Below are 21,219 nucleotides of genomic sequence, written 5' to 3'. Positions count from 1 at the left end.
GGGGTGACGGAGGTCAACAGGGCAGCGGCGACGGCGATCGTGAGCGGTGCGTATTTCATATGAGCACGCTAGGCAGCTGATTGCCGTCGTCCTGCGCGGCGCGTCCGAGGGCCGCGGGGGCCCCACCCGGTCGGCGGACCGGGCGGGGCCCCTGGAGGGTGCTCAGAGTTCGAGGCGCAGCCCGGGAACGATCAGGTCGGGATCGCCGCCGATGACGGACTTGTTGGCGGCGTACAGCTGCCGCCAGGTGGTCCCGTGCCGGGCGGCGATGCCGCTCAGCGTGTCGCCCTCACGGACGGTGAGGTCACCGCGGGACGAGTCGCGGGTCGTGTGCTCCGACGAACGCTGCGGCGTCCGCGAGGGAGTCGCCGGAGCCGGGGCCGCCTTGGCGGCGGGGGCCTGCGCGCCGGTGTCGGGAGCGGCGGGTGCGCCGCCGTTCGCCCCGGCCCGGGCCGAACAGGTCGGCCACGCGCCCCATCCCTGGGCGCGCTGGACCTTGGTGGCCACAGCGATCTGCTGGGTCCTGGTGGCCTGGTCCGCCGTCGGCGCGTAGGCCGTACCGCCGTACGCGCGCCAGGTGGAGGCGGAGAACTGCAGCCCGCCGTAGTAGCCGTTGCCGGTGTTGATGTGCCAGTTGCCGCCGCTCTCGCACTGTGCGATGCGGTCCCACACTCCACTGTCCGCCGCTGCGGCGTTGCCGGTCGCGGCCAGCAGTCCGAGCGGGGCGAGCAGTGCCGCCCCGGCGAGGACCACCGTCGTACGAGTCTGGCTCCGGTGCGGAGCCTTCGCCGTCTTGCGAGCGTTGTCGTGAGTGTTATCGGCACATTCGGACATGTAGATCCCTCTCGAAGGACCCGGGGTCCCCCAAGGCGGAGCGCGACTTGACACGCCATCGGGCGCTCAGGTCGCGCTCGCCCCGTCCGCCGGAAGGTCGTTCTGCGAGCTGGCTGGTGCGGTCGGCGGACGTACCCGGGCGGTGCTCGTTGCACACGGCGGAGGAATGTAGGGACACGGGCCGTGAGGTATCAACCAACTACTTGTCATTCCAGGCCAGTTCGCCGTTACCTTCGGTATCAGCGATTTTCGGCCACCCACTTCATTCGCTGATTTCAGGATTTGTCGACCACAGGTCCTGACGATGTGTGACATAGCCCACGCAATCAACTTCCTTGGAACTCCTGCGAGTTGACGGTGAGTAGGCGATTCCGCACGGGAGGTGACGGTGCGCGTCGGATGGTTCGATTCCGTTCGCCGTGGTGCGTGACTCCCGCCACAGATCGTCCGTTGTCATCTTCATGAGCCCGGGACCCGCCCGGTTCACGGGCCGGGAGCCACCCGGCCCCACCACGCACCAGATCCCGAGGAGCCACCCGTGCCGCGCATGCTCGATGTCAGCGACGAGGTACGTGCCGAGATCGGCGACGAGGAAGCCGACCGGCTGCTCGCCGGAGAGAACGCCCCCGGCAGTTACGACTGCACGTCCTGCCGCACCCCGGGCGACTCCGAACAGGAGCGCACCAGCACCGTCCTGTTCATCGGGGACGAGACCGCCGTCCTCGCCTTCGCCCACGCCACCTGTCTGCCCTCGCAGGTCGTCCAGGTCACCGAGGAGCAGCTGAAGGGCGCGGTGAAGTCCATCAGCGGCGACACGGTCGACCTGGAGCCGGACAGCATCGTGCCGGAGCAGGCCGTGCTCGGCGTGACCAGCGGACTGGTGCTGATCGCCGGGGAGTTGCACCCCGCCCTGGTCGTCGAGCCGACCGGGCCCATCGTGCGGCCCGGCGCGATCGGCGCCGGGGACGACTTCCTGCCGCTGCTCATCGAACAGGGGTTCATGCCGGTGACCGAACTGGCCGATGTGCCGCCGGTGCTGCACGGCTGGTCCGTGCTGCTGGCGATGGGCCAGCTGCACGCGGTACTGCAGCCGGGCACGAACGGCGGGCAGCCGGTCGCGTGGTGGCAGGCGCATCAGCCGCTGCTGGTGACGGACGGGTGGCGGGCGGCGGCCAACAAGCACCAGCAGGTACTGATGTTCGCCGCGCCGGTGGGTTCCATCGGGCGCCAGCCCCGGGAGGACCTGCTGCGGGACGCGCTGGACAAGGCTGCGGCGAACGGGAAGTTGGTCGCCGCGGCGCTGCCGCTCGCGGGGACCTGACGGCGCCTGTTCAGCGGGGGCCGCGCGTCGTTCGGCGGCCGCGGGTCAGGTGTGCCCGGTCGCGCCCACGCGGCGGAGCCGCCCATCGATGCGGCCGCGCGCCGCTTTGGGGCGTTACCCAGCCGCATCTCTTCCGGTGCCGGGTCGTTTGGACATACGTGCATGCATACGACGTTCCCCGCCATCAGGGCGGTCCCTCGCCCACGCCTATCTACGACGCGCTCTACGCCGAGTACGTCAAGTCCTTCCGTTCGCTGCCGGGTGATCGCAGCGGTGAGGAGGAGCTCGGGTTCGTCGCCTTCGGGAGCATCCAGCGCAGTACGGGCTCGTACGGCGGCCATCGTCCGGGGTCGTTCAGCAGCTCGTACAGCGCCTACAGCGCGGGGGCGCACAGCGCCCGCCACAGCGGCGGTCAGCAGCCGCAGTGGCAGCGCGTCGGGCATATCGGCCCACAGGGCTCGGGCATGCACCATGTCCCGGCCGCGCTGCCGCCGGCGCGCAGAGGCTGAGCACACGACGTGGGGGCGGCCCGGTGACGGGCCGCCCCCACGTCGTGTTCGTCACTTCTTCTTGCCGCGCTTCTCGCGCACCCGCACCGAGATGTGGATCGGCGTCCCCTCGAAGCCGAACTCCTCGCGCAGCCGGCGCTCGATGAAGCGCCGGTAGCCCGCCTCGATGAAGCCGGAGGCGAACAGCACGAACCGCGGAGGCTTGGTGCCGGCCTGGGTGCCGAACAGGATGCGGGGCTGCTTGCCGCCTCGGATCGGGTGCGGGTGGGCGGCGACCAGCTCGCCGAGGAAGGCGTTCAGCCGGCCGGTCGGGACCCGGGTCTCCCAGCCCGCGAGGGCCGTCTCGATCGCCGGGACCAGCTTCTCCATGTGCCGCCCGGTGCGCGCCGAGACATTCACCCGGGGCGCCCACGCGACCTGGCCGAACTCGGTCTCGATCTCCCGCTCCAGGTAGTAGCGGCGCTCCTCGTCGAGGGTGTCCCACTTGTTGTAGGCGATCACCATCGCACGGCCCGCCTCCACGGCCATCGTGACGATGCGCTGGTCCTGCACCGAGATGCTGTCGGTGGCGTCGATCAGGACGACGGCGACCTCGGCCTTCTCGACGGCGGCCGCGGTGCGCAGCGAGGCGTAGTAGTCGGCGCCCTGCTGGAGGTGGACGCGCTTGCGGATGCCCGCCGTGTCGACGAACTTCCAGGTCACGCCGCCCAGTTCGATGAGCTCGTCGACGGGGTCACGGGTGGTGCCGGCCATTTCGTTGACGACGACGCGCTCCTCACCGGCCACCTTGTTCAGCAGGGAGGACTTGCCGACGTTCGGGCGGCCGATCAGCGCGATACGGCGCGGGCCGCCGATGCCGCCCCCGCCGAAGGCCTCGCGCGGCGCCTCGGGGAGCGCCTCCAGGACGGCGTCCAGCATGTCGCCGGTGCCACGGCCGTGCAGGGCCGAGACCGGGTACGGCTCACCGAGGCCCAGCGACCACAGGTACGCGGCGTCCGCCTCGCCGCTGGGTCCGTCGACCTTGTTGGCGCACAGCACCACGGGCTTGCCGGCCTTGCGCAGCAGTCGTACGACGGCTTCGTCGGTGTCGGTGGCGCCGACCTTGGCGTCGACGACGAACACCACGGCGTCAGCGGCTTCGATCGCGAACTCGGCCTGCGCGGCCACGGAGGCGTCGATACCGAAGACGTCCTGCTCCCAGCCGCCGGTGTCGACGACCTTGAAGCGGCGGCCCGCCCACTCGGCCTCGTAGGTCACACGGTCACGGGTGACGCCCGGCTTGTCCTCGACGACGGCCTCGCGGCGCCTGATGATGCGGTTGACGAGAGTCGACTTGCCGACATTCGGCCGGCCGACGACGGCGAGCACCGGCAGCGGGCCGTGACCGGCCGCCTCGATGGCACCCTCGACGTCATCGAGGTCGAAGCCCTCTTCCGCGGCGAGCTCCATGAACTCCGCGTACTCGGCATCGCCAAGCTCTCCGTGGTCGTGCTCTTCGCCCGAGCCCTCGGAGTGGATGTGGTCGTTCATGAAGTCCGTACCTCGTCGTTCATCGTGGTGATCGGTGGAACATCCGGTTTTTCCCGGCTGATCCACTACTCAGTGTCGCCTAGCGGCCGGTCAGCCGCTTGGAGATTTCCAGGTGCTCGGTGAGCTGCTTCTGGATGTGCTCGGTCGCCTCGTCCAGCGCCGTGCGGGTACGCCGGCCGCTGCCGTCGCCCGCCTCGAAGGGGTCGCCGAAGACGACGTCGACGCGGTGTCGCAGCGGGGGCAGCGCCTTTATCAACCGTCCCGGCTTCTCGGAACTTCCCATCACGGCGACCGGGACGATCGGCGCGCCGCTGCGCACCGCGAAGTAGGCGAGCCCCGCGCGCAGCGCGGCGAAGTCGCCCTCGCCTCGGGTGCCCTCGGGAAATATCCCCAGGACACCGCCGTGCGACAGCACGTCGAGCGCCTGTGTGATGGCCGTGCGGTCGGCCGCGTGACGGTCCACCTTCAGCTGGCCGATGCCGGTCAGGAAGGGGTCGAGCGGGCCGATGAAGGCTTCCTTCTTGATCAGGAAGTGCACGGGCCGGGGCGACACGCCCATCACCATCGGCCCGTCGATGTTGTGGCTGTGGTTCACCGCGAAGATCACCGGACCGGCCGCGGGCACCTTCCAGGCACCCAGGACCCGCGGGCGCCACAGCCCGTACATCAGGGAGACGCCGATGCGCCGCCCGATGTCCGCGCCCCGCTCGGACGAATGGCTCACTTCGCGGCTCGCTTCTCCTCGACGAGGGTGACGACGCACTCGATGACCTGCTGCAGCGTGAGCTCGGTGGTGTCCACCTCGACCGCGTCGGCCGCCTTGGCCAGCGGCGAGGTCTTGCGGCTGGAGTCGGCCGCGTCACGCTTGATCAGGGCCTCACGGGTGGCGTTGACGTCGGCACCCTTCAGCTCACCGCTGCGACGGGCGGCGCGGGCCTCCGGCGAGGCGGTGAGGAAGATCTTCAGGTCGGCGTCGGGCAGCACGGTCGTACCGATGTCGCGGCCCTCGACGACGATGCCGTACTCGGCGGAGGTCGCCAGCGAGCGCTGCAGCTCGGTGATCCGCGTACGCACCTCGGGCACCGCGCTGACCGCGCTGACCTTGGAGGTGACCTCCTGGGTGCGGATCGGGGCGGACACGTCGGTGCCGTCGACGCTGATCGTCGGGTCGGCCGGGTCGGTGCCGGAGATGATCTCGGGCTTGCCGGCGACCGCGGCGATCGCGGTGGGGTCCTCGATGTCGATCCCGTTGCTCACCATCCACCAGGTGATCGCCCGGTACTGGGCGCCGGTGTCGAGGTAGCTCAGCCCGAGCTGCGCGGCGACGGCCTTCGACGTGCTCGACTTGCCCGTGCCGGAGGGGCCGTCGATGGCGACAATCACGGGCTTGGCGGCACCGTTTTCCACGGGAGGACACCTTCCTGGTGCGGTGTGTCGGGATGGGCGGGGCGCGAATGTGCCCCGCACAAGGTTACTGGGTGCGCGTCACTCGTCCGGCCGCGCGCCGCTCGGCGCCCTACTGCCGGATCGCCCAGCCCCGCTCCCGCAACGACGCCGACAGAACCGGCGCCGCCTTGGGCTCCACCATCAGCTGGACCAGACCGGCCTGCTGGCCCGTGGCGTGCTCGATCCGCACGTCCTCGATGTTGACGCCGGCCCGTCCGGCGTCCGCGAAGATCCGCGCCAGCTGGCCCGGCTGGTCGTCGATGAGCACGGCGACGACCTCGTAGGCCCGCGGAGCGGCACCGTGCTTGCCGGGTACCCGCACCTGGCCGGCGTTCCCGCGCCGCAGCACGTCCTCGATCCCGGCCGTGCCCTCGACCCGCTTGGCCTCGTCGGACGACTGCAGCGCCCGCAGCGCGCGCACCGTCTCCTCCAGGTCGGCGGCGACATCGGTGAGCAGGTCGGCGACGGGCCCGGGGTTCGCGGAGAGGATGTCGATCCACATCCCCGGATCGGAGGCGGCGATCCGGGTCACGTCCCGAATGCCCTGGCCACACAGCCGTACGGCCGTCTCCTCGGCGCTCTGCAGGCGCGCGGCGACCATGCTGGACATCAGATGCGGCATGTGGGACACCAGGGCGACCGCGCGGTCGTGGGCGTCGGCGTCCATCACCACCGGCACCGCACGGCAGTGCGAGACCAGCTCCAGGGCGAGGTTCAGCACCTCGGTGTCGGTGTCGCGGGTGGGCGTGAGCACCCAGGGCCGGCCCTCGAAGAGGTCGCCGGTGGCGGCCAGCGGCCCGGACTTCTCGCGGCCCGACATGGGGTGCGTGCCGATGTACGACGACAGGTCGAGCCCGAGCGCCTCCAGCTCACGGCGCGGTCCGCCCTTGACGCTGGCCACGTCGAGGTAGCCGCGGGCCACGCCCCGGCGCACGGCGTCGGCGAGCACCGCGGCCACATGCGCGGGCGGGGCGGCCACGATCGCGAGGTCGACGGGCCCGTCCGGGGCCTCGTCGGTGCCGGCGCCGAGCGCGGCCGCCGTACGGGCCTGCTCGGGGTCGTGGTCGGCGAGGTGCACGACGACGCCCCGCTGGGACAGGGCGAGGGCGGCGGAGGTGCCGATGAGGCCGGTGCCGATGACGAGTGCGGTTCTCACTGGGCGATGTCCTTGCGCAGGGCGGCCGCGGCGCCGAGGTAGACATGCGCGACGTCGGCGCGGGGCCGGTCGGACTCGATGTGCGCGAGGACGCGTACGACCCGCGGCATGGCGCCCGCGATGTCGAGTTCCTGGGCGCAGATCAGCGGAACGTCGACGATGCCGAGCTTGCGGGCCGCGGCCGCCGGGAAGTCGCTGTGCAGATCGGGTGTGGCCGTGAACCAGACGCTGATCAGGTCGTCCGCGGTGAGGTCGTTGCGCTCCAGGATCGCGGTGAGCAGGGCCCCGACCTGCTCGTCCATGTGGCCGGCTTCGTCCCGCTCCAGTTGGACGGCCCCCCGGACCGCTCGTACCGCCACGGCGCTGCTCCTTGCTGATGTACGGATCGCTGATGTACGGATCGGCTCTACGACGGTCCAGCCTAGTCAGCCCACGTGCGGCGGACGTACGTCGCCCGCCCGCTGAGACGGCCGGCCCCCGCGCGGTCGGCTTCTGGTCTCCGTGCCCGTGGCGGTGCACCGCCTGTACGCGCTGGGCCACCAGACGTACGACATGCGCGTTTTCCTGCACTCCGTCCTGGGTTGCTTCTTCCTGGGCGCTTTCAGTGCAAAAATGCTGCTGCTCCGCTCGGAGCGCGTTCCCGGCTGGCTGGTGCCGATCGTCGGCGGGCTGGTTCTCACCGCTCTCACCATCATCTGGCTGACCTCCGCCCTCTGGTTCTTCCGCACTTTCGGAGTCACGACATGACCCACGGTCCGACGCGGCGCACAATCCTCCTCGCCACGGGCGCGACGGCGCTCGTCGCGGGCTGCGGCGATTCCGGCGGCAACGGCGACTCGACGTCGACCGCCACCACCTCCCCCGGCCAGGACGGCCAGACCGGCAAGGAGACCAAGGAGGGCAAGGAGCTGGCCGGCACCTCCGACATCCCGGTGGGCGGCGGCACGATCTTCAAGGACGAGAAGGTCGTGGTGACCCAGCCGCAGCAGGGCGAGTTCAAGGCCTTCTCCGCCATCTGCACGCATCAGCACTGCACGGTCGGCAGTGTCTCGGACGGGACGATCAACTGCCCTTGCCACGGCAGCAAGTTCAACATCACGGACGGCTCGGTGGCCAACCCTCCGGCGACGCAACCGCTGCCCGAGGAGAAGATCATCGTGGAGGGAAATTCGATCCGCCTGGTGTGACCGGCCGCGTACGCTCCGGGGCATGCACGCCGAGACCCTGGTACGCGAACACACGATCTACGCCTGTGTGATGGGCTCGCGCGCCTTCGGTCTGGCGACGGACGGGAGCGACACCGACCGCCGGGGCGTGTTCCTCGCCCCCACGCCCCTCTTCTGGCGCCTCGACAAGCCGCCGACGCATGTCGAGGGCCCGCTTCCGGAGCAGTTCAGCTGGGAGCTGGAACGCTTCTGCGAACTGGCCCTGCGCGCCAACCCGAACATCCTGGAGTGCCTGCACTCGCCCCTCGTGGAGCACATCGACGCCACCGGCCGCGAGCTCGTCGCAGTGCGCGAGGCGTTCCTGTCCCGCCGCGCCCACGAGACGTTCACGCGCTACGCGCTGGGCCAGCGCAAGAAGCTGGAGGCCGACATCCGCCTCCACGGCGCCCCGCGCTGGAAGCACGCGATGCATCTCCTGCGCCTCCTCGCGAGCGCCCGGGACCTGCTGGACACCGGTCGCCTGACCATCGACGTGGGCGACCGGCGCGAGTCGCTGCTGGAGGTCAAGCGGGGCGAGGTGCCGTGGCGCGAGGTGGAGTCCCGGATGACGCGCCTGGCGAGCGAGGCGGAGGAGGCCGCCGCCCGCAGCCCGCTCCCGGCCGAGCCGGACCGCCGCCGGGTCGAGGACTTCCTGATCCGCGTCCGCCGCGCCTCAGCTCTCCAGCCGGGTCCGTACGACGAAGGAGTGCAGGGCGTCGTATCCGCGCGGGGCGTCGGGCAGGGCTGAGGCCGCCTGCGCCTCGTCGAGCGCGCCGTGCAGCCGCTCCACGTCGGCCGCCACGCGCGCGTGCTCGACGTCGGCGTCCCCGTGCTCCCGCTCCGCCTTCGCCGCGATCAGCTCCGGCAGATAGCCGGGGGCGTCGACCTCCCCGATCAACGTCGGCAGATGCGGCTGCACCTCACCGCTGCGCATCAGATGGATGCCGGTGAGCAGGACCCGGAAGGTGTAGAGCAGCGGCTTGAGCTCCCCGGTCTTCTCGAACAGCCGCCACTGTGTGTTCGCGAACCCCCGGTAGTGGTGGGCATGGTGACCGGTGAGCACGCCGGGCGCCAGCTCGGCCAGCTCCCGGTGGGCGTCCGTGGTGTGCACGACGAGCGGCGACAGCAGCTGCTCCAGCACATAGCCGTTGCGGCGCAGCATCAGCCGTACGAATTTGCGCAGGTCGTGCGTGACGAGGTCCATCTCGACGCCGTCCCGCACCCACATCCGCGACCGTGTCTCCTGCGGCTCCCGCAGCCCGACGAGGTCGGCGGCCGGCAGCAGGTGCACTCCGCGCAGGTCCACGTCCGAGTCGCGCGACGGGAAGCCGTAGAGATGCGCGCCGGAGACGGTCGCGAAGAGCACCGGATCGGGCTGCTCGGCGACGACGGGCGCGAGGTCGATGTCCAGGGCGTCGATCATCGCTCAAGCGTCCCAGAGCGCTCCGAGGGTCAGCAGGTCCCCCCGGTACTCGATCCGGTCCGCCCACTCGGTCGGCCAGGCGTCCGCGCCGAGGTAGGCGCCCGCGAAGGCCCCGGCAAGACAGGCGATCGAGTCCGAGTCCCCGGCGGTGCAGGCGGCCCGCCGCAGAGCCGTCAGCGGCTCGTCGACGAACCACAGGAAGCACAGCAGCCCGGTCGCCATGGCCTCCTCCGCGATCCAGCCCTCGCCCGTCGACAGACAGGGGTCGGTCTCGGGAGAGACAGCGCGCACGGCCTGCTGAAGGCGGTCCAGGATCTCCAGGCACTCGTCCCAGCCCCGCGCGATGAAGTGCTCGGCGGAAGGGTCCTGGCTTCGGGTCCACAGGTCGCCGAGCCAGCGCTCGTGGTAGTGGGTGCGGTTCTCATAGGCGTACGACCGCAGCAGCCCGACCAGGCCGGTCGGCTCGGCGCCCTGCGCGAGCAGGCGTACGGCGTGCGCGGTCAGGTCGGACGCGGCGAGCGCCGTCGGGTGCCCGTGGGTGAGCGCGGACTGCAACTGGGCGGCGCCCGCCCGCTGTTCGTCGCTGAGGCCGGGGATGAGCCCGATCGGCGCGACGCGCATGTTGGCGCCGCAGCCCTTGGAGCCGATCTGACTGGCGTCCTGCCAGACCCTGCTCTCGTCCTTGAGCAGATTGCAGGCGACCAGACAGGTCCGGCCCGGCGCCCGGTTGTTCTCCGGTGACTGGTACCAGTCGACGAACTCCTCCCGCACCGGCCGCTCCAGCCGCTTCGGACCGAGCACGCCCCGGTCCATCGCCGTGCGCAGCCCCTTCCCCAACGCCAGCGTCATCTGCGTGTCGTCGGTGACGATGGCCGGCGTCGGCAGTTCCATCTCGCGCCACGGGCCGCACTTGGCCAGGATCGACGGCACATCGTTGAACTCGGTGGGGAAGCCGAGCGCGTCCCCGAGGGCGAGGCCGAGCAGGGAGCCGGTGGCGGCGCGCTTGCGGACGGTGGTCGTGGTCATGCGGGGCGTCCTTCCGGGGTGGGCCGCAGCAGGGGCGGGTGGAGGGCGGTGGCGGTGCCGGCGCGGTACAGCGCGGCCGGTTTTCCGCGGCCGCCGGTGAGCCGGGCGGCGCCGGGGACGGGCTCGACGAAGCCCGGCGTGGCGAGCACCTTGCGGCGGAAGTTGGGCCGGTCGAGGGCGGTGCCCCACACCGTCTCGTAGACCTGCTGGAGCTCGCCGAGCGTGAACTCGGGCGGGCAGAAGGCGGTGGCGAGACAGGTGTACTCGAGCTTGGCGCCGACGCGGTCATGGGCGTCGGCCAGGATCCGGTCGTGGTCGAAGGCGAGCGGCCCCGCCTTGTCGTACGGCACCCAGCGCGCCTGCGCCGCGTCGCTGCCGCTGTGCGGTTCGGGAGGGTGGGGCAGCAGCGCGGTGAAGGCGACCGTCACGACCCGCATCCGGGGGTCGCGGTCGGGCTCGCTGTAGGTCCGCAGCTGCTCCAGACGCAGTCCCGACACGTCCGACAGGCCGGTCTCCTCGGCGAGTTCACGCCGGGCCGTGGTCTCCGCCGACTCGTCCGGCTGCACGAAGCCGCCAGGAAGCGCCCAGTGCCCCAGGTACGGCTCCTGTCCGCGCTCGACGAGCAGGACGTGCAGGACGCCGTCGATGACGGTGAGGACCGCGAGGTCGGCGGTGACGGCGAAGGGTTCATGGGCGTACTTGTCGTAGTCCACGTTGCCGCGGGCCACGTTGTCGTCGGCCATGCGAACCCACCCCCTTAATAGTCAGTACGACTATAAAGAGGGTGGGAATGTCACCGCAACCCCCTGTCTACGTACGGCCGCGGGAGGGCGCGTACGCCGCCACCGCGGCCCCGACGGCCGCAGCGCCCGCGCTCACCCACAGCGCCGCGCCGGCTCCGTCGATGAACGCCTCCGGCGAGCCATAGCCGCCGTACGTCGTGAACACGGCCGCGGCGACGGCGACCCCGAAGACGCCGCCCAGCTCACGCAGCGCGTTGTTGACGCCGGCCGCCACGCCCGCGTCGCCCAGCGGCACGGACGAGGTCACGGCGTTGGCCACGCTCGGGAACACCATGGAGATACCGACTCCGGCGACGATCAGCGGGACGACGAGGCTGCCGTATCCGACGCCTGGTTCGACCAGCCAGGCCAGCAGGGCGAGGCCCGTCGCCTGGAGCACGAGGCCGCCGAACATGAACGGCCGGGTCCCGAACCGGTCGGCGAGCGCCCCGGCGATGGGCGCGATCAGCAGAGGCGTGGCGTTCCAGACCAGGATCCGGACGCCCGCCTCCAGCGGGGAGTAGCCGAGGCCGAGTTGGAAAAGCTGCGTGATCATGAACAGCGCGCCGAGCAGCGAGGCGAAGAGGAGGAAGGCGGAGGCGTTGGCGGTCGAGAAGCCGCGCCGCCGGAAGTGCGACAGCGGCAGCATCGGATAGCGGGCCCCCTTCCGCTCCCAGCCCAGGAAGGCCGCGACGAACGCGATCCCGACGGCCAGCGCGGTCAGCACCTCGACGCTCCCCCACCCCGCCTCGGGCGCCCGCACCGGCGCCCAGGCCAGGCCTGTCAGGCCCACGGCCGCCAACGCCAGCCCGACCAGGTCGAGTTGGGGGCGCGTTCCGTAGCTCTCGCGCAGCTTCGTGGCGGCGAGGGGCAGCATCGCGAGCCCGATGGGCACGTTCAACCAGAAGATCCACTGCCAGGACAGCCCCTCGGTGACGGCGCCGCCCAGCACCGGCCCGGCGGCCACGCCCAGCCCGGTGACCCCGCCCCACATCCCGATGGCGACGCCGCGCTTCTCGGCCGGGAACGCCTCGCTGATCAGGGTCAGCGTGAGCGGCAGCAGTACGGCGGCCCCGGCGCCCTGGAGCACCCGCGCGCCGATGAGCTGGCCCGGTCCCTGGGCGAGGGCGGCGGCGGCCGAGGCGAGCGTGAAGACGGCGAGGCCGACGACGTACATCCGCCGCCGCCCGAACCGGTCGCCGAGCGCCGCGCCGGTCAGGGTGAGACAGGCGAAGACCAGGTTGTAGGCGTTGATCGTCCACTCCAGCTCGGACAGGCTCGCCCCGAAGTCGGCCCGCAGCGCGGGCAGCGCGGTGGCCACGACCACTACGTCGAGGGAGCACAGCAGTGCGCCGAGCCCGGCGAGGGCGACGGTCCACCCGCGGCGGGTCGGCGCCTGATCGGCGGGTGGTGGTGTGCGGAGAGGGGCTTTGAGGATCTCGGTCATGACGATGCCTTCCGTGAGATCACGACGGGGTCACTCACGGAAGGCAGACCAGGCTCACACCGGAAAGGAATCGCGCCGGCCCAGGAAGGCCAGCAACCGGACGTCGGCACGCGCGCGTGGCGGCACGACGACGGGCGCGCCGAACCGCACCCCCCGGTCTTCGTCCGCGACCACACAGCGGGCGACGCTCAGCAGCTCGGCCGCGAGCGGGGCCGGGATGGGCCGGGGCCGGCCGCAGGCCTGGGCGACGTCCCACCCGTGCACGGCGATCTCCACCGCCCCCACGGCTCCCATCACCCGCACGTCCAGCGGCCGTTCGCCCACGGACACCGACCGAGGCGGCCCGGCGGACCAGGCGCCGAGCAGCGCGCACGCGCGCGTACGGAAGCCACAGGCCCGGTCGGCCCGCGGGAACAAGCCGATCCGGCCGCCCGTCAGCCCCTCGTACAGCGCGTCCAGCGAGTCGTCGAGATGCTCGAGCAGCTCCCCGAGGTCCCACTCGGCGCACGGCGTCCGCCGGCCCATGCCCACGGCCCGGACCTCGGCGACGCTGCCCAGCGCATAGGCGAGCGAACGCTCCAGCAGCTCCCCGGAGTTCACGGCAACTCCTTCGGCATCCCGAACCGGCCCAGCACGTCCGGGCCGAGGAAGGCGGTGATCCGGGCCACCGACGCCTCCGCCACGGTCAGCACCTGTAGGGAGTGCACCCGGTAGACCCCGTCCGCCTGGCGTACGTACATCGCGACGGCCGGCTGCCCGTTCGCGCGCGTGCGCAGCATCCGCAGGGTGCCCTTCTCGTGCACACGCGCCTCAAGGAACCGCAGCACGTCCTTCTTGCCGCTGTACCACTCCAGGTACGGCGGCATCTCCAGTTCGACGCCGTCCTGGAGGAGGCCGATCAGCGTGTCCAGGTCGGCGTTCTCGAAGGCGGCCACGTACCGGTCGAGCACCTCGCGGTCGGCGGCGCCCTCCGGCTCCTCGACGAGGTCCTCGTCGGGCGCCAGCTCGTCGAGGCGGGCACGCGCGCGTTGCAGGCTGCTCTTGACGGCCGCCGTGGAGGTGCCGAGCAGCGACGCCACCTGGGGCGCCGGCCACGCCAGTACGTCCCGCAGGATCAGCACGGCACGCTGCCGCGCGGGCAGCTGCTGGAGGGCCGCGACCAGCGCCAGGCGCAGACTCCCCCGCGCGGCGACGACGCTCGCCGGGTCGACCAGCGCGTCGGGCAGCGGCTGGAGCCACGGGACGTCGCCGGCAGAGGCCCTCAGCGGCTCCTCAGGCGCCTCCGCGGGCCCGCCGAGCCCCGTGGGCAGCGGACGGCGCGCGCGGCCCTCCAGTGCCGTCAGACACGTGTTGGTGGCGATCCGGTGCAGCCAGGTCCGCAGGGACGCCCGGCCCTCGTATCCGTCGTAGGACCGCCAGGCCCGCAGATACGTCTCCTGCACCAGATCCTCGGCCTCGTCGACCGACCCCAGCATCCGGTAGCAGTGCGCGAGCAGCTCACGCCGGTACGGATCGGTCAGCCGTACGAACTCGTCGCGGTCCACAGTGGTGGCACTCATCCCCGCTCCCTCCGTCATGGATACAGACCGGCGGAGCGGCGAAAACGAATCGGCCGGTCCCGGAGCAATCCGGAACCGGCCGCCACGCCCGTGGGACTGGGATCAGGCCTACAGATCGACTTCCTTCATCAGCATGCCGACCTCGGTGTTCGACAGCCGCCGCAGCCAGCCCGACTTCTGGTCGCCCAGTGTGATCGGACCGAAGGCGACGCGTACCAGCTTGTCGACCGGGAAGCCCGCCTCCGCCAGCATGCGGCGCACGATGTGCTTGCGGCCCTCGTGCAGGGTGACCTCGACCAGGTAGTTCTTGCCGGTCTGCTCGACGACCCGGAAGCGGTCCGCCCGGGCGTACCCGTCCTCCAGCTGGATGCCGTCCTTGAGCTGCTTGCCCAGGTCGCGCGGGATCGGGCCCACGATGTGCGCGAGGTAGACCTTCTTCACGCCGTACTTGGGGTGGGTCAGCCGGTGCGCCAGCTCGCCGTGGTTGGTGAGGAGGATGACGCCCTCGGTCTCGGTGTCGAGCCGCCCGACGTGGAAGAGCCGCGTCTCCCGGTTGGTGACGTAGTCACCGAGGCACTGCCGGCCCTCGTTGTCCTCCATCGTCGAGACGACTCCGGCGGGCTTGTTCAGCGAGAAGAACTGGTACGACTGCGTCGCGACCGTCAGGCCGTCGACCTTGACCTCGTCCTTCTCCGTGTCGACGCGCTTGCCCTGCTCGAGGACGATCTCGCCGTTGACCTCGACCCGGGCCTGCTCGATCAGCTCCTCGCAGGCACGCCGCGAGCCGTAGCCCGCGCGCGCGAGCACCTTCTGCAGCCGCTCGCCCTCCTGCTCGGCGCCCGGGAAGGTCTTGGGCAGCTTGACGTCCTTCTTGCCGGCGTAGCGCTCGCGGTTGCGCTCCTCGGCCCGCGCGTCGTACTCGCGGGAGGTCGCCGGAGCCGAACGGCCCCGACCGATGCCGCGCGGCTGGCCCTGCTTGGGCCCGCCCTTGGCGCCGCCGCGCGCGGAGGCGCCGCGGCCGGACTTCGGTCCGTCCTGGGTGGCGCCGGGGCCTACGTCGTAGCGCCGCTCCTCCGGGCGCGGCCTCTTCGGCCGGCCGCCCTGCTTGTCGTCGCGGTTGCTACCGGCGCCACGGGGATTACCGCGGCCACCGCTGCTCCCGCCGCGGCCGCCGCTGTTGCCACCACGGCTCCCGCCGTTGTTTCCGCTGCTGTTCCTGCCGCTACTGCTTCGCATCAAAGTTCCGTCTTGTCGTCTGCGTCCTCGGAATCCGGAGCGTCCGGATCGAACGACGGGACTCCTTCCAGCGTCTCGGCCTCGATCGCCTCCGCCTCCGGGAGGAAGGGCGCGAGCTCCGGGAGCTCGTCCAGACCGCGCAGGCCCATCCGCTCCAGAAAGTAGTTCGTCGTCCTGTACAGGATCGCACCTGTTTCGGGTTCCGTGCCCGCCTCCTCGACGAGCCCGCGCTGCAGGAGGGTGCGCATGACGCCGTCGCAGTTCACTCCGCGCACGGCGGAGACGCGGCTGCGGCTGACCGGCTGGCGGTACGCGACGACCGCGAGCGTCTCCAGGGCGGCCTGTGTGAGCCGGGCCGTCTGGCCGTCGAGCACCAGCCGTTCGACGGCGGCCGCGTACTCGGGGCGGGTGTAGAAGCGCCAGCCACCGGCGACGAACCGCAGCTCGAAGCCGCGGCCCTGCACGATGTACTCGTCGGCCAGCTCCCGCAGGGCATCGGCGATCTGCCGGCGCGGCCGCTCCAGAAGCTTTGCGAGCCGCTCCTCGGTCGCGGGCTCGTCCACGACCATGAGCATCGCCTCCAGGGCGGGCTTGAGGTCGAGGTCCGCGACGCCGCGCAGCCCGGCCGGAAGCTCGGTGGTGTCCTCACTCACGCCTTCTTCTCCTCCTTGGGCGGCTCGGGCGGCCGGTCGAACTCGTCGGTCACCTTGGGCGTCTCGTCGCCGTCCCCACCGGTCCAGCGCACGATCAGCTCCCCGAGCGCGGTCTCCTGGTCGAGGGCGACGGCCTTCTCGCGGTACAGCTCGAGAAGCGCCAGGAATCGCGCTACGACGGTGAGGGTGTCGTCGGTGTCCCCGACCAGGGCACGGAAGCTGGCCTCGCCGAGCTCCTTCAGCCGCGCGACGACGATCCCCGCCTGCTCCTGCACGCTCACCAGCGGCGCGTGGATGTGATCGACGTACACCTGCGGCTTGGGCTTGGGCTGCATCGCCTTGACCGCGAGCCTGGCGAATCCTTCCGCCCCGATGCTGATGACGACCTCGGGCAACAGCTCGGCGTGCTGCGGCTCCAGCCCGACGGTACGCGGATAACGCCGGGCCTCGTCGTCCAGCCGCCGGCTGAAGATGTCGGCGATCTGCTTGTACGCCCGGTACTGCAGCAGCCGCGCGAACAGCAGATCCCTCGCCTCCAGCAACGCGAGATCGGCCTCGTCCTCCACCTCGGCGGAGGGCAGCAGCCGGGCCGCCTTGAGGTCGAGCAGAGTCGCCGCGACGACAAGAAACTCGGTCGTCTCGTCAAGATCCCAGTCCGGCCCCATCGCCCTGATGTGCGCCATGAACTCGTCGGTCACCTTGGACAGGGCGACCTCGGTGACGTCGAGCTTGTGCTTGGAGATCAGCTGGAGAAGCAGATCGAAGGGCCCCTCGAAGTTGGAGAGCCGAACCTTGAAGACACCGTCGCCGGGTTCCTCGGATACGCCGGTCTCGGGCTCGGCGAGGGGCACTTCGGACGCGGGGGCGGGCTCGACGGCGGAGGCTTCGGGCGCCGGGGCGGGCTCGACGGCGGAGGCTTCGGCTGCCGGGGCGGGCTCGGTGCCGGGGACCTGGCCTGTCGGCTTGGGCTCATCGGCGGGGGCTTCTGGCGCCGGAGCAGGCTCGGCGGCACGGGCTTCGGACGCAGGGGAAGGGACAGCGACGCGGGCTTCGAGGGCCGGTACAGGCACGGTGCCGACGACCTGGCCGGCCGACTCGGGCTCGGTACCAAGGACCTCGGGAACCGGATCCGGCTCGGCCGCAGGGAGTTCGGGAACCGGGTCAGGCTGAGCCCCTGGAACCTCACGCGCCCGTCCACGCTCGGCCGCAGGGGCATCAAGCGCTGGGGCAAGTTCAGCCGCGGGGACCTCGTACGCCGGCGCACGCTCGGCCGCGGGGGATTCGGACACCGGGTCGGGCTCAGCCCCCGGAACCCCACGCGCCCACTCGACCTCGGCTACAGGGGCATCGGGGGCTGGGGCAAACTCAGCCGCAGGGAACTCGGGAACCACGCCGGGCTCAGCCCCCGGAACTTCACGCACCCGCCCACGCTCGGCCGCAGAGATTTCGGAACCCGGGCCAGGGCCAGGCCCAGCCCCCGGAACCTCACGCACCCGCTCAAGCTCAGCCGCAGAAACTTCGGAAACCGGGCCAGGCTCAGCCGCACGCACCTCAGGACCCAGGGCAAGCTCAGCCGCACGCACCTCAGGACCCCGGGCAAGCTCAGCCGCACGCACCTCAGGACCCGGAGCAAGCTCAGCCGCACGTACCTCGTCCGTCGGCTCCGGCCCCGTGGTCTCGGGTTCCGGCGCCGGGACGGCGACCTCCCGCTCCGCCGGATCCGGATCCGGAGCCGGCACCGGCTCGGCCGGCGCGGCACCAGGCCCGCGCCCCAGCGCACGCCGGCGGCCGCCGGAGGCACCGGCGCGGGGGGCTGGAACGTCGTTCGAGGTCATAGCCCCCGCAGGCTACCGCTACCGCCCGCGAAGCCGTCGTACGAGGATGCTGGCGTCTCCGCGGCTCTCCAGATCCGCGAGGACCACCGCCACCGCCTCACGGACGATCCGCCCGCGGTCGACGGCCAGCCCATGCTCACCGCGGAGCACCAGACGGGCGTGCTCCAGGTCCATGAGCTCCTCGGCGGAGACATACACGGTGATCTTCTCGTCGTGCCGTTCGCGACCGCTGGGCCGGCGCGAGGGCGACCGCCCGCGCTTGCGCGGCGCGGCGGCGGAAGCGTCGGCACCAGAGGCGGCAGAACCTTCCTGCGCCCCCTGACGTCGCGGCGAACGCTCCGCGGCAGCGGACCGGCTGCGCGACTCGCCCGCGTCGGCGGACTCGGCGTCGGCCGCCACATGCTCCGCGCCGTCGCCGTCACCGCCCTGCGCGGGCACCGACTGCGGCGCGTCCTCCGCGGCGGCGGCCGCGTCGCTCTCCCCCGCGGGAGCCGGCACCCGGGCCTCGCCGTTGACCGGGCGCCGGGGAGTGGACGGCTGGAGCGCCATACCCCCTGTCGTGCGGAACAGTTCGTCGGCCCCCGGCAGACTCACTCGGCGTGACACCGGGCGAGCACCTCCCTGGCGAGCTGGCGATAGGCGGCGGCACCGACGGAGTTGGAGGCGTACGTGGTGATCGGCTCACCGGCGACGGTGGTCTCCGGGAAGCGGACCGTGCGCCCGATGACCGTGTGGTAGACGTGGTCGTCGAAAGCCTCGACGACACGCGCGAGCACCTCACGGCTGTGCACCGTGCGCGAGTCGTACATCGTGGCGAGGATCCCGTCGAGCTCCAGCTCCGGGTTGAGCCGCTCCTGGACCTTCTCGATGGTCTCGGTCAGCAGCGCCACACCGCGCAGGGCGAAGAACTCGCACTCCAGCGGCACGATCACCTTGTGCGCGGCCGTCAGCGCGTTGACCGTGAGCAGGCCGAGCGAGGGCTGACAGTCGATCACGATGAAGTCGTAGTCGGGCAGCAGCGGCTTCAGCGCGCGCTGCAGCGTCGACTCGCGCGCGACCTCGCTCACCAGCTGGACCTCGGCGGCGGACAGGTCGATGTTGCTCGGGAGCAGGTCCATGTTGGGGACCGCCGTCTTCAGGAGCACCTCGTCGGCCGACATGCCCCGCTCCATGAGCAGGTTGTAGACCGTGAGGTCGAGCTCCATCGGATTGACGCCGAGACCGACCGAGAGCGCGCCCTGGGGGTCGAAGTCGACGAGCAGGACCCGGCGTCCGTATTCCGCGAGCGCGGCACCCAGGTTGATGGTCGACGTCGTCTTGCCGACGCCGCCCTTCTGGTTGCACATCGCGATGATCTTCGCGGGACCGTGGTCGGTCAGCGGACCCGGGATCGGGAAGTACGGCAGCGGACGCCCGGTCGGGCCGACGCGCTCACGGCGCTGCCGGGCAGCGTCGGGCGCGAGCGTGGCCGCGTACTCGGGGTCGGGCTCGTACTCCGCGTCGGGGTCGTAGAAGTGCCCGTCGGGCAGTTCGTCGTAGGCGGCGAGTTGGTTGTGGGGCGCGCCACTTCCGTCGCCGGCCATGGCGTTCACGTGATGGCCATCCATGCTCTGGTGTGCTGTCTGAGTCACCCCGGTGATCTGGTGACCCTGATGGGCTGCGAAGGTGCGCACCGCAACGGAGCCGACAGCCTCGAATCCCGCGGGACCCTGGCCCCGTACCGGCATTCCTGGTTGACCACCCCCGGGAGAAAATGTCGACTCATTCACAAGTCGTCTTACCTCCTTGGTGACCAGGAAACTTCTAGACAGGTCAGCGTGGCACCATGCCGACGGTTGGCGACTCTATGGCGTGTCGGCGGTCCGCAGCAACACAATCCGCCGGACCGGGCAGATGTGTCGACAATGAAACATCGCGCTGTCAAGGGCGTACGGCCGTCGCACAGTAGGTTTCACCGGTGTACGAATCGCCCGAAGGGTTGCGTTCGAGGCGAGTTGACCGAGTGCCGCAAAGTGACCATACACACATCCAGCCGGACCTTTTTTAGCAAGGTCCGGCCGGGTGCGTACGGTTGACGACTCGTGTTGACGTATCGCCTTTACCAGAAAGTGACTTAGTCGATCGGCTCAGCCGAGCAGTGACGCGAGCTCCACGTGCTCCAGGCCGTGCGCCTCCGCGACCTCCCGGTAAACCACCTTGCCGTCATGCGTGTTGAGGCCCTTTGCCAGCGCGGCGTCACGGCGCAGCGCCTCGACCCAGCCCTTGTTCGCGAGCTCGACGATGTACGGCAGCGTGGCGTTGGTGAGCGCGTAGGTGGAGGTGTTGGGCACCGCGCCCGGCATGTTGGCGACGCAGTAGAAGACCGAGTTGTGGACCGGGAAGGTCGGCTCGGCGTGGGTCGTCGGACGGGAGTCCTCGAAGCAGCCGCCCTGGTCGATCGCGATGTCGACAAGAACACTTCCCGGCTTCATCCGGGAGACCAGCTCGTTGGTGACCAGCTTCGGGGCCTTGGCGCCCGGGATGAGAACGGCGCCGATGACGAGGTCGGCCTCCAGGCAGGCCTTCTCCAGTTCGAGGGTGTTGGAGACGACGGTCTGGATCTTCGTACCGAAGATCTTGTCCGCCTCCTTGAGCTTGTTGATGTCCTTGTCGAGCAAGGTCACGTGGAAGCCCATGCCGATGGCGATCTGCGCGGCGTTCCAGCCGGAGACACCGCCGCCGATGACCACGGCCCGGCCGGCGAGCACGCCGGGGACACCGCCGGGCAGCACACCGCGCCCGCCGTTGGCGCGCATCAGGTGGTAGGCGCCGACCTGCGGGGCGAGACGGCCGGCGACCTCGGACATGGGGGCCAGCAGCGGCAGGGCGCGGGAGGGCAGCTCGACCGTCTCGTAGGCGATCGCCGTCGTGCCGGACTCGATGAGCGCGTCCGTGCACTCCTTGGAGGCGGCCAGGTGCAGATAGGTGAAGAGCGTCTGGTCCTTGCGGAGGCGGTGGTACTCCTCGGCGATGGGCTCCTTGACCTTCAGCAGCAGGTCGGCGGTGGCCCACACCTCGTCGGCGGTCTGCAGGATCTGAGCGCCGGCGGCGACGTACTCACTGTCCGGGATCGACGAGCCGACACCGGCGCCCTGCTCGATGACGACCTGGTGGCCGTGGCGCACCAGCTCGAGCACGCCGGCGGGGGTGATGGCCACCCGGAACTCGTTGTTCTTGACCTCGCGGGGGATGCCGACCTTCACGTCGATCACGGTCCT

General features: G+C 71.1%; 22 protein-coding genes and 1 pseudogene. 5 read left to right on the top strand and 18 right to left on the bottom strand.

Going from position 1 to position 21,219, the window contains the following annotated elements; translation table 11 throughout:
• Nucleotides 1–162: 162 nt before the first annotated feature.
• Nucleotides 163–834: a LysM peptidoglycan-binding domain-containing protein gene (locus ACZ7NC_RS36255; RefSeq protein ID WP_471494816.1), complete on the bottom strand. Its 672-nt coding sequence runs from the start codon at nt 832–834 to the stop codon at nt 163–165.
• Nucleotides 835–1,372: 538 nt separating this feature from the next.
• On the opposite strand from ACZ7NC_RS36255, the gene ACZ7NC_RS36250 reads away from it, so the two are divergent.
• Together ACZ7NC_RS36250 and ACZ7NC_RS36245 are read left to right on the top strand one after the other, a co-directional pair.
• On the top strand, nt 1,373–2,155 hold the full coding sequence (locus ACZ7NC_RS36250) for a hypothetical protein (RefSeq protein WP_471494814.1): 783 nt from the start codon (nt 1,373–1,375) through the stop codon (nt 2,153–2,155).
• Nucleotides 2,156–2,313: 158 nt separating this feature from the next.
• Nucleotides 2,314–2,664, top strand: coding sequence for a hypothetical protein (locus tag ACZ7NC_RS36245; protein ID WP_471494812.1), 351 nt, complete (start codon nt 2,314–2,316; stop codon nt 2,662–2,664).
• A 51-nt stretch (nt 2,665–2,715) separates the two neighbouring features.
• Here ACZ7NC_RS36245 and der read toward each other — a convergent pair whose 3' ends face one another.
• From der to aroH, 5 genes are all read right to left on the bottom strand, one after another.
• On the bottom strand, nt 2,716–4,194 hold the full coding sequence (gene der / locus ACZ7NC_RS36240) for a ribosome biogenesis GTPase Der (RefSeq protein WP_471494810.1): 1,479 nt from the start codon (nt 4,192–4,194) through the stop codon (nt 2,716–2,718).
• Between the two features lie 79 nt (nt 4,195–4,273).
• Nucleotides 4,274–4,861 (bottom strand): lysophospholipid acyltransferase family protein, encoded by a 588-nt coding sequence (locus ACZ7NC_RS36235; RefSeq protein ID WP_471494869.1) that lies wholly within the window; start codon nt 4,859–4,861, stop codon nt 4,274–4,276.
• A 53-nt stretch (nt 4,862–4,914) separates the two neighbouring features.
• Nucleotides 4,915–5,601 (bottom strand): (d)CMP kinase, encoded by a 687-nt coding sequence (gene cmk / locus ACZ7NC_RS36230; RefSeq protein ID WP_471494808.1) that lies wholly within the window; start codon nt 5,599–5,601, stop codon nt 4,915–4,917.
• Between the two features lie 109 nt (nt 5,602–5,710).
• A complete protein-coding gene (locus tag ACZ7NC_RS36225; protein ID WP_471494806.1) occupies nt 5,711–6,796 on the bottom strand; it encodes a prephenate dehydrogenase in 1,086 nt (361 codons plus the stop codon).
• Nucleotides 6,793–7,155 (bottom strand): chorismate mutase, encoded by a 363-nt coding sequence (gene aroH / locus ACZ7NC_RS36220; RefSeq protein WP_471494804.1) that lies wholly within the window; start codon nt 7,153–7,155, stop codon nt 6,793–6,795. Before aroH ends, ACZ7NC_RS36225 begins: the two co-directional genes overlap by 4 nt.
• A 121-nt stretch (nt 7,156–7,276) precedes the next feature.
• On the opposite strand from aroH, the pseudogene ACZ7NC_RS36215 reads away from it, so the two are divergent.
• From ACZ7NC_RS36215 to ACZ7NC_RS36205, 3 genes and pseudogenes are all read left to right on the top strand, one after another.
• Nucleotides 7,277–7,543 (top strand): annotated as a pseudogene (locus ACZ7NC_RS36215) (DUF6529 family protein); the annotation flags it as partial.
• The gene (locus ACZ7NC_RS36210; RefSeq protein ID WP_471494802.1) at nt 7,540–7,983 is read left to right on the top strand and encodes a Rieske (2Fe-2S) protein; all 444 of its coding nucleotides are present in this window, start codon (nt 7,540–7,542) and stop codon (nt 7,981–7,983) included. The pseudogene ACZ7NC_RS36215 and the gene ACZ7NC_RS36210, both read left to right, overlap by 4 nt.
• A 22-nt stretch (nt 7,984–8,005) precedes the next feature.
• On the top strand, nt 8,006–8,749 hold the full coding sequence (locus ACZ7NC_RS36205) for a nucleotidyltransferase domain-containing protein (RefSeq protein WP_471494800.1): 744 nt from the start codon (nt 8,006–8,008) through the stop codon (nt 8,747–8,749).
• On the opposite strand, the gene ACZ7NC_RS36200 is transcribed toward ACZ7NC_RS36205, so the two are convergent.
• The 12 genes from ACZ7NC_RS36200 to ald form a co-directional block, all read right to left on the bottom strand.
• Nucleotides 8,675–9,424 carry a nucleotidyltransferase domain-containing protein gene (locus ACZ7NC_RS36200; protein ID WP_471494798.1) on the bottom strand — a complete coding sequence of 250 codons (750 nt, stop codon included), beginning with the start codon at nt 9,422–9,424 and terminating at the stop codon, nt 8,675–8,677. The genes ACZ7NC_RS36205 and ACZ7NC_RS36200 overlap by 75 nt on opposite strands.
• Nucleotides 9,425–9,427: 3 nt before the next feature.
• Nucleotides 9,428–10,450 carry an ADP-ribosylglycohydrolase family protein gene (locus ACZ7NC_RS36195; RefSeq protein WP_471494796.1) on the bottom strand — a complete coding sequence of 341 codons (1,023 nt, stop codon included), beginning with the start codon at nt 10,448–10,450 and terminating at the stop codon, nt 9,428–9,430.
• Nucleotides 10,447–11,193, bottom strand: a complete 747-nt coding sequence (locus ACZ7NC_RS36190) for an NUDIX hydrolase (protein ID WP_471494794.1) — start codon at nt 11,191–11,193, stop codon at nt 10,447–10,449. Before ACZ7NC_RS36190 ends, ACZ7NC_RS36195 begins: the two co-directional genes overlap by 4 nt.
• Before the next feature lie 67 nt (nt 11,194–11,260).
• Nucleotides 11,261–12,679, bottom strand: coding sequence for an MFS transporter (locus ACZ7NC_RS36185; protein ID WP_471494792.1), 1,419 nt, complete (start codon nt 12,677–12,679; stop codon nt 11,261–11,263).
• 54 nt (nt 12,680–12,733) lie between these two features.
• A complete protein-coding gene (locus tag ACZ7NC_RS36180) occupies nt 12,734–13,279 on the bottom strand; it encodes a TIGR03086 family metal-binding protein (protein WP_471494790.1) in 546 nt (181 codons plus the stop codon).
• Nucleotides 13,276–14,238, bottom strand: coding sequence for a sigma-70 family RNA polymerase sigma factor (locus tag ACZ7NC_RS36175; protein ID WP_471494788.1), 963 nt, complete (start codon nt 14,236–14,238; stop codon nt 13,276–13,278). Before ACZ7NC_RS36175 ends, ACZ7NC_RS36180 begins: the two co-directional genes overlap by 4 nt.
• Nucleotides 14,239–14,346: 108 nt before the next feature.
• Nucleotides 14,347–15,474, bottom strand: coding sequence for a pseudouridine synthase (locus ACZ7NC_RS36170; RefSeq protein ID WP_471494786.1), 1,128 nt, complete (start codon nt 15,472–15,474; stop codon nt 14,347–14,349).
• Complete coding sequence (gene scpB, locus ACZ7NC_RS36165; protein ID WP_471494784.1) at nt 15,474–16,127, bottom strand: SMC-Scp complex subunit ScpB; 654 nt, start codon at nt 16,125–16,127, stop codon at nt 15,474–15,476. Before scpB ends, ACZ7NC_RS36170 begins: the two co-directional genes overlap by 1 nt.
• Entirely contained in the window at nt 16,124–17,197 is a 1,074-nt protein-coding gene (locus ACZ7NC_RS36160) for a segregation and condensation protein A (protein ID WP_471494782.1), read from the bottom strand. The genes scpB and ACZ7NC_RS36160 overlap by 4 nt, the downstream gene beginning before the upstream one ends.
• Nucleotides 17,198–17,980: 783 nt before the next feature.
• Nucleotides 17,981–18,568 carry a hypothetical protein gene (locus ACZ7NC_RS36155; protein ID WP_471494780.1) on the bottom strand — a complete coding sequence of 196 codons (588 nt, stop codon included), beginning with the start codon at nt 18,566–18,568 and terminating at the stop codon, nt 17,981–17,983.
• Nucleotides 18,553–19,689 carry a ParA family protein gene (locus tag ACZ7NC_RS36150; RefSeq protein WP_471494778.1) on the bottom strand — a complete coding sequence of 379 codons (1,137 nt, stop codon included), beginning with the start codon at nt 19,687–19,689 and terminating at the stop codon, nt 18,553–18,555. The genes ACZ7NC_RS36155 and ACZ7NC_RS36150 overlap by 16 nt, the downstream gene beginning before the upstream one ends.
• A 399-nt stretch (nt 19,690–20,088) precedes the next feature.
• Complete coding sequence (ald, locus tag ACZ7NC_RS36145) at nt 20,089–21,213, bottom strand: alanine dehydrogenase (RefSeq protein ID WP_471494776.1); 1,125 nt, start codon at nt 21,211–21,213, stop codon at nt 20,089–20,091.
• Between the last annotated feature and the right edge of the window lie 6 nt (nt 21,214–21,219).

The sequence above is a fragment of the Streptomyces sp. NPDC111802 genome (genome assembly GCF_055634335.1).
Note: the sequence above shows the minus strand (reverse complement) of the source record. Positions and strands in the feature narration are given on the sequence as shown.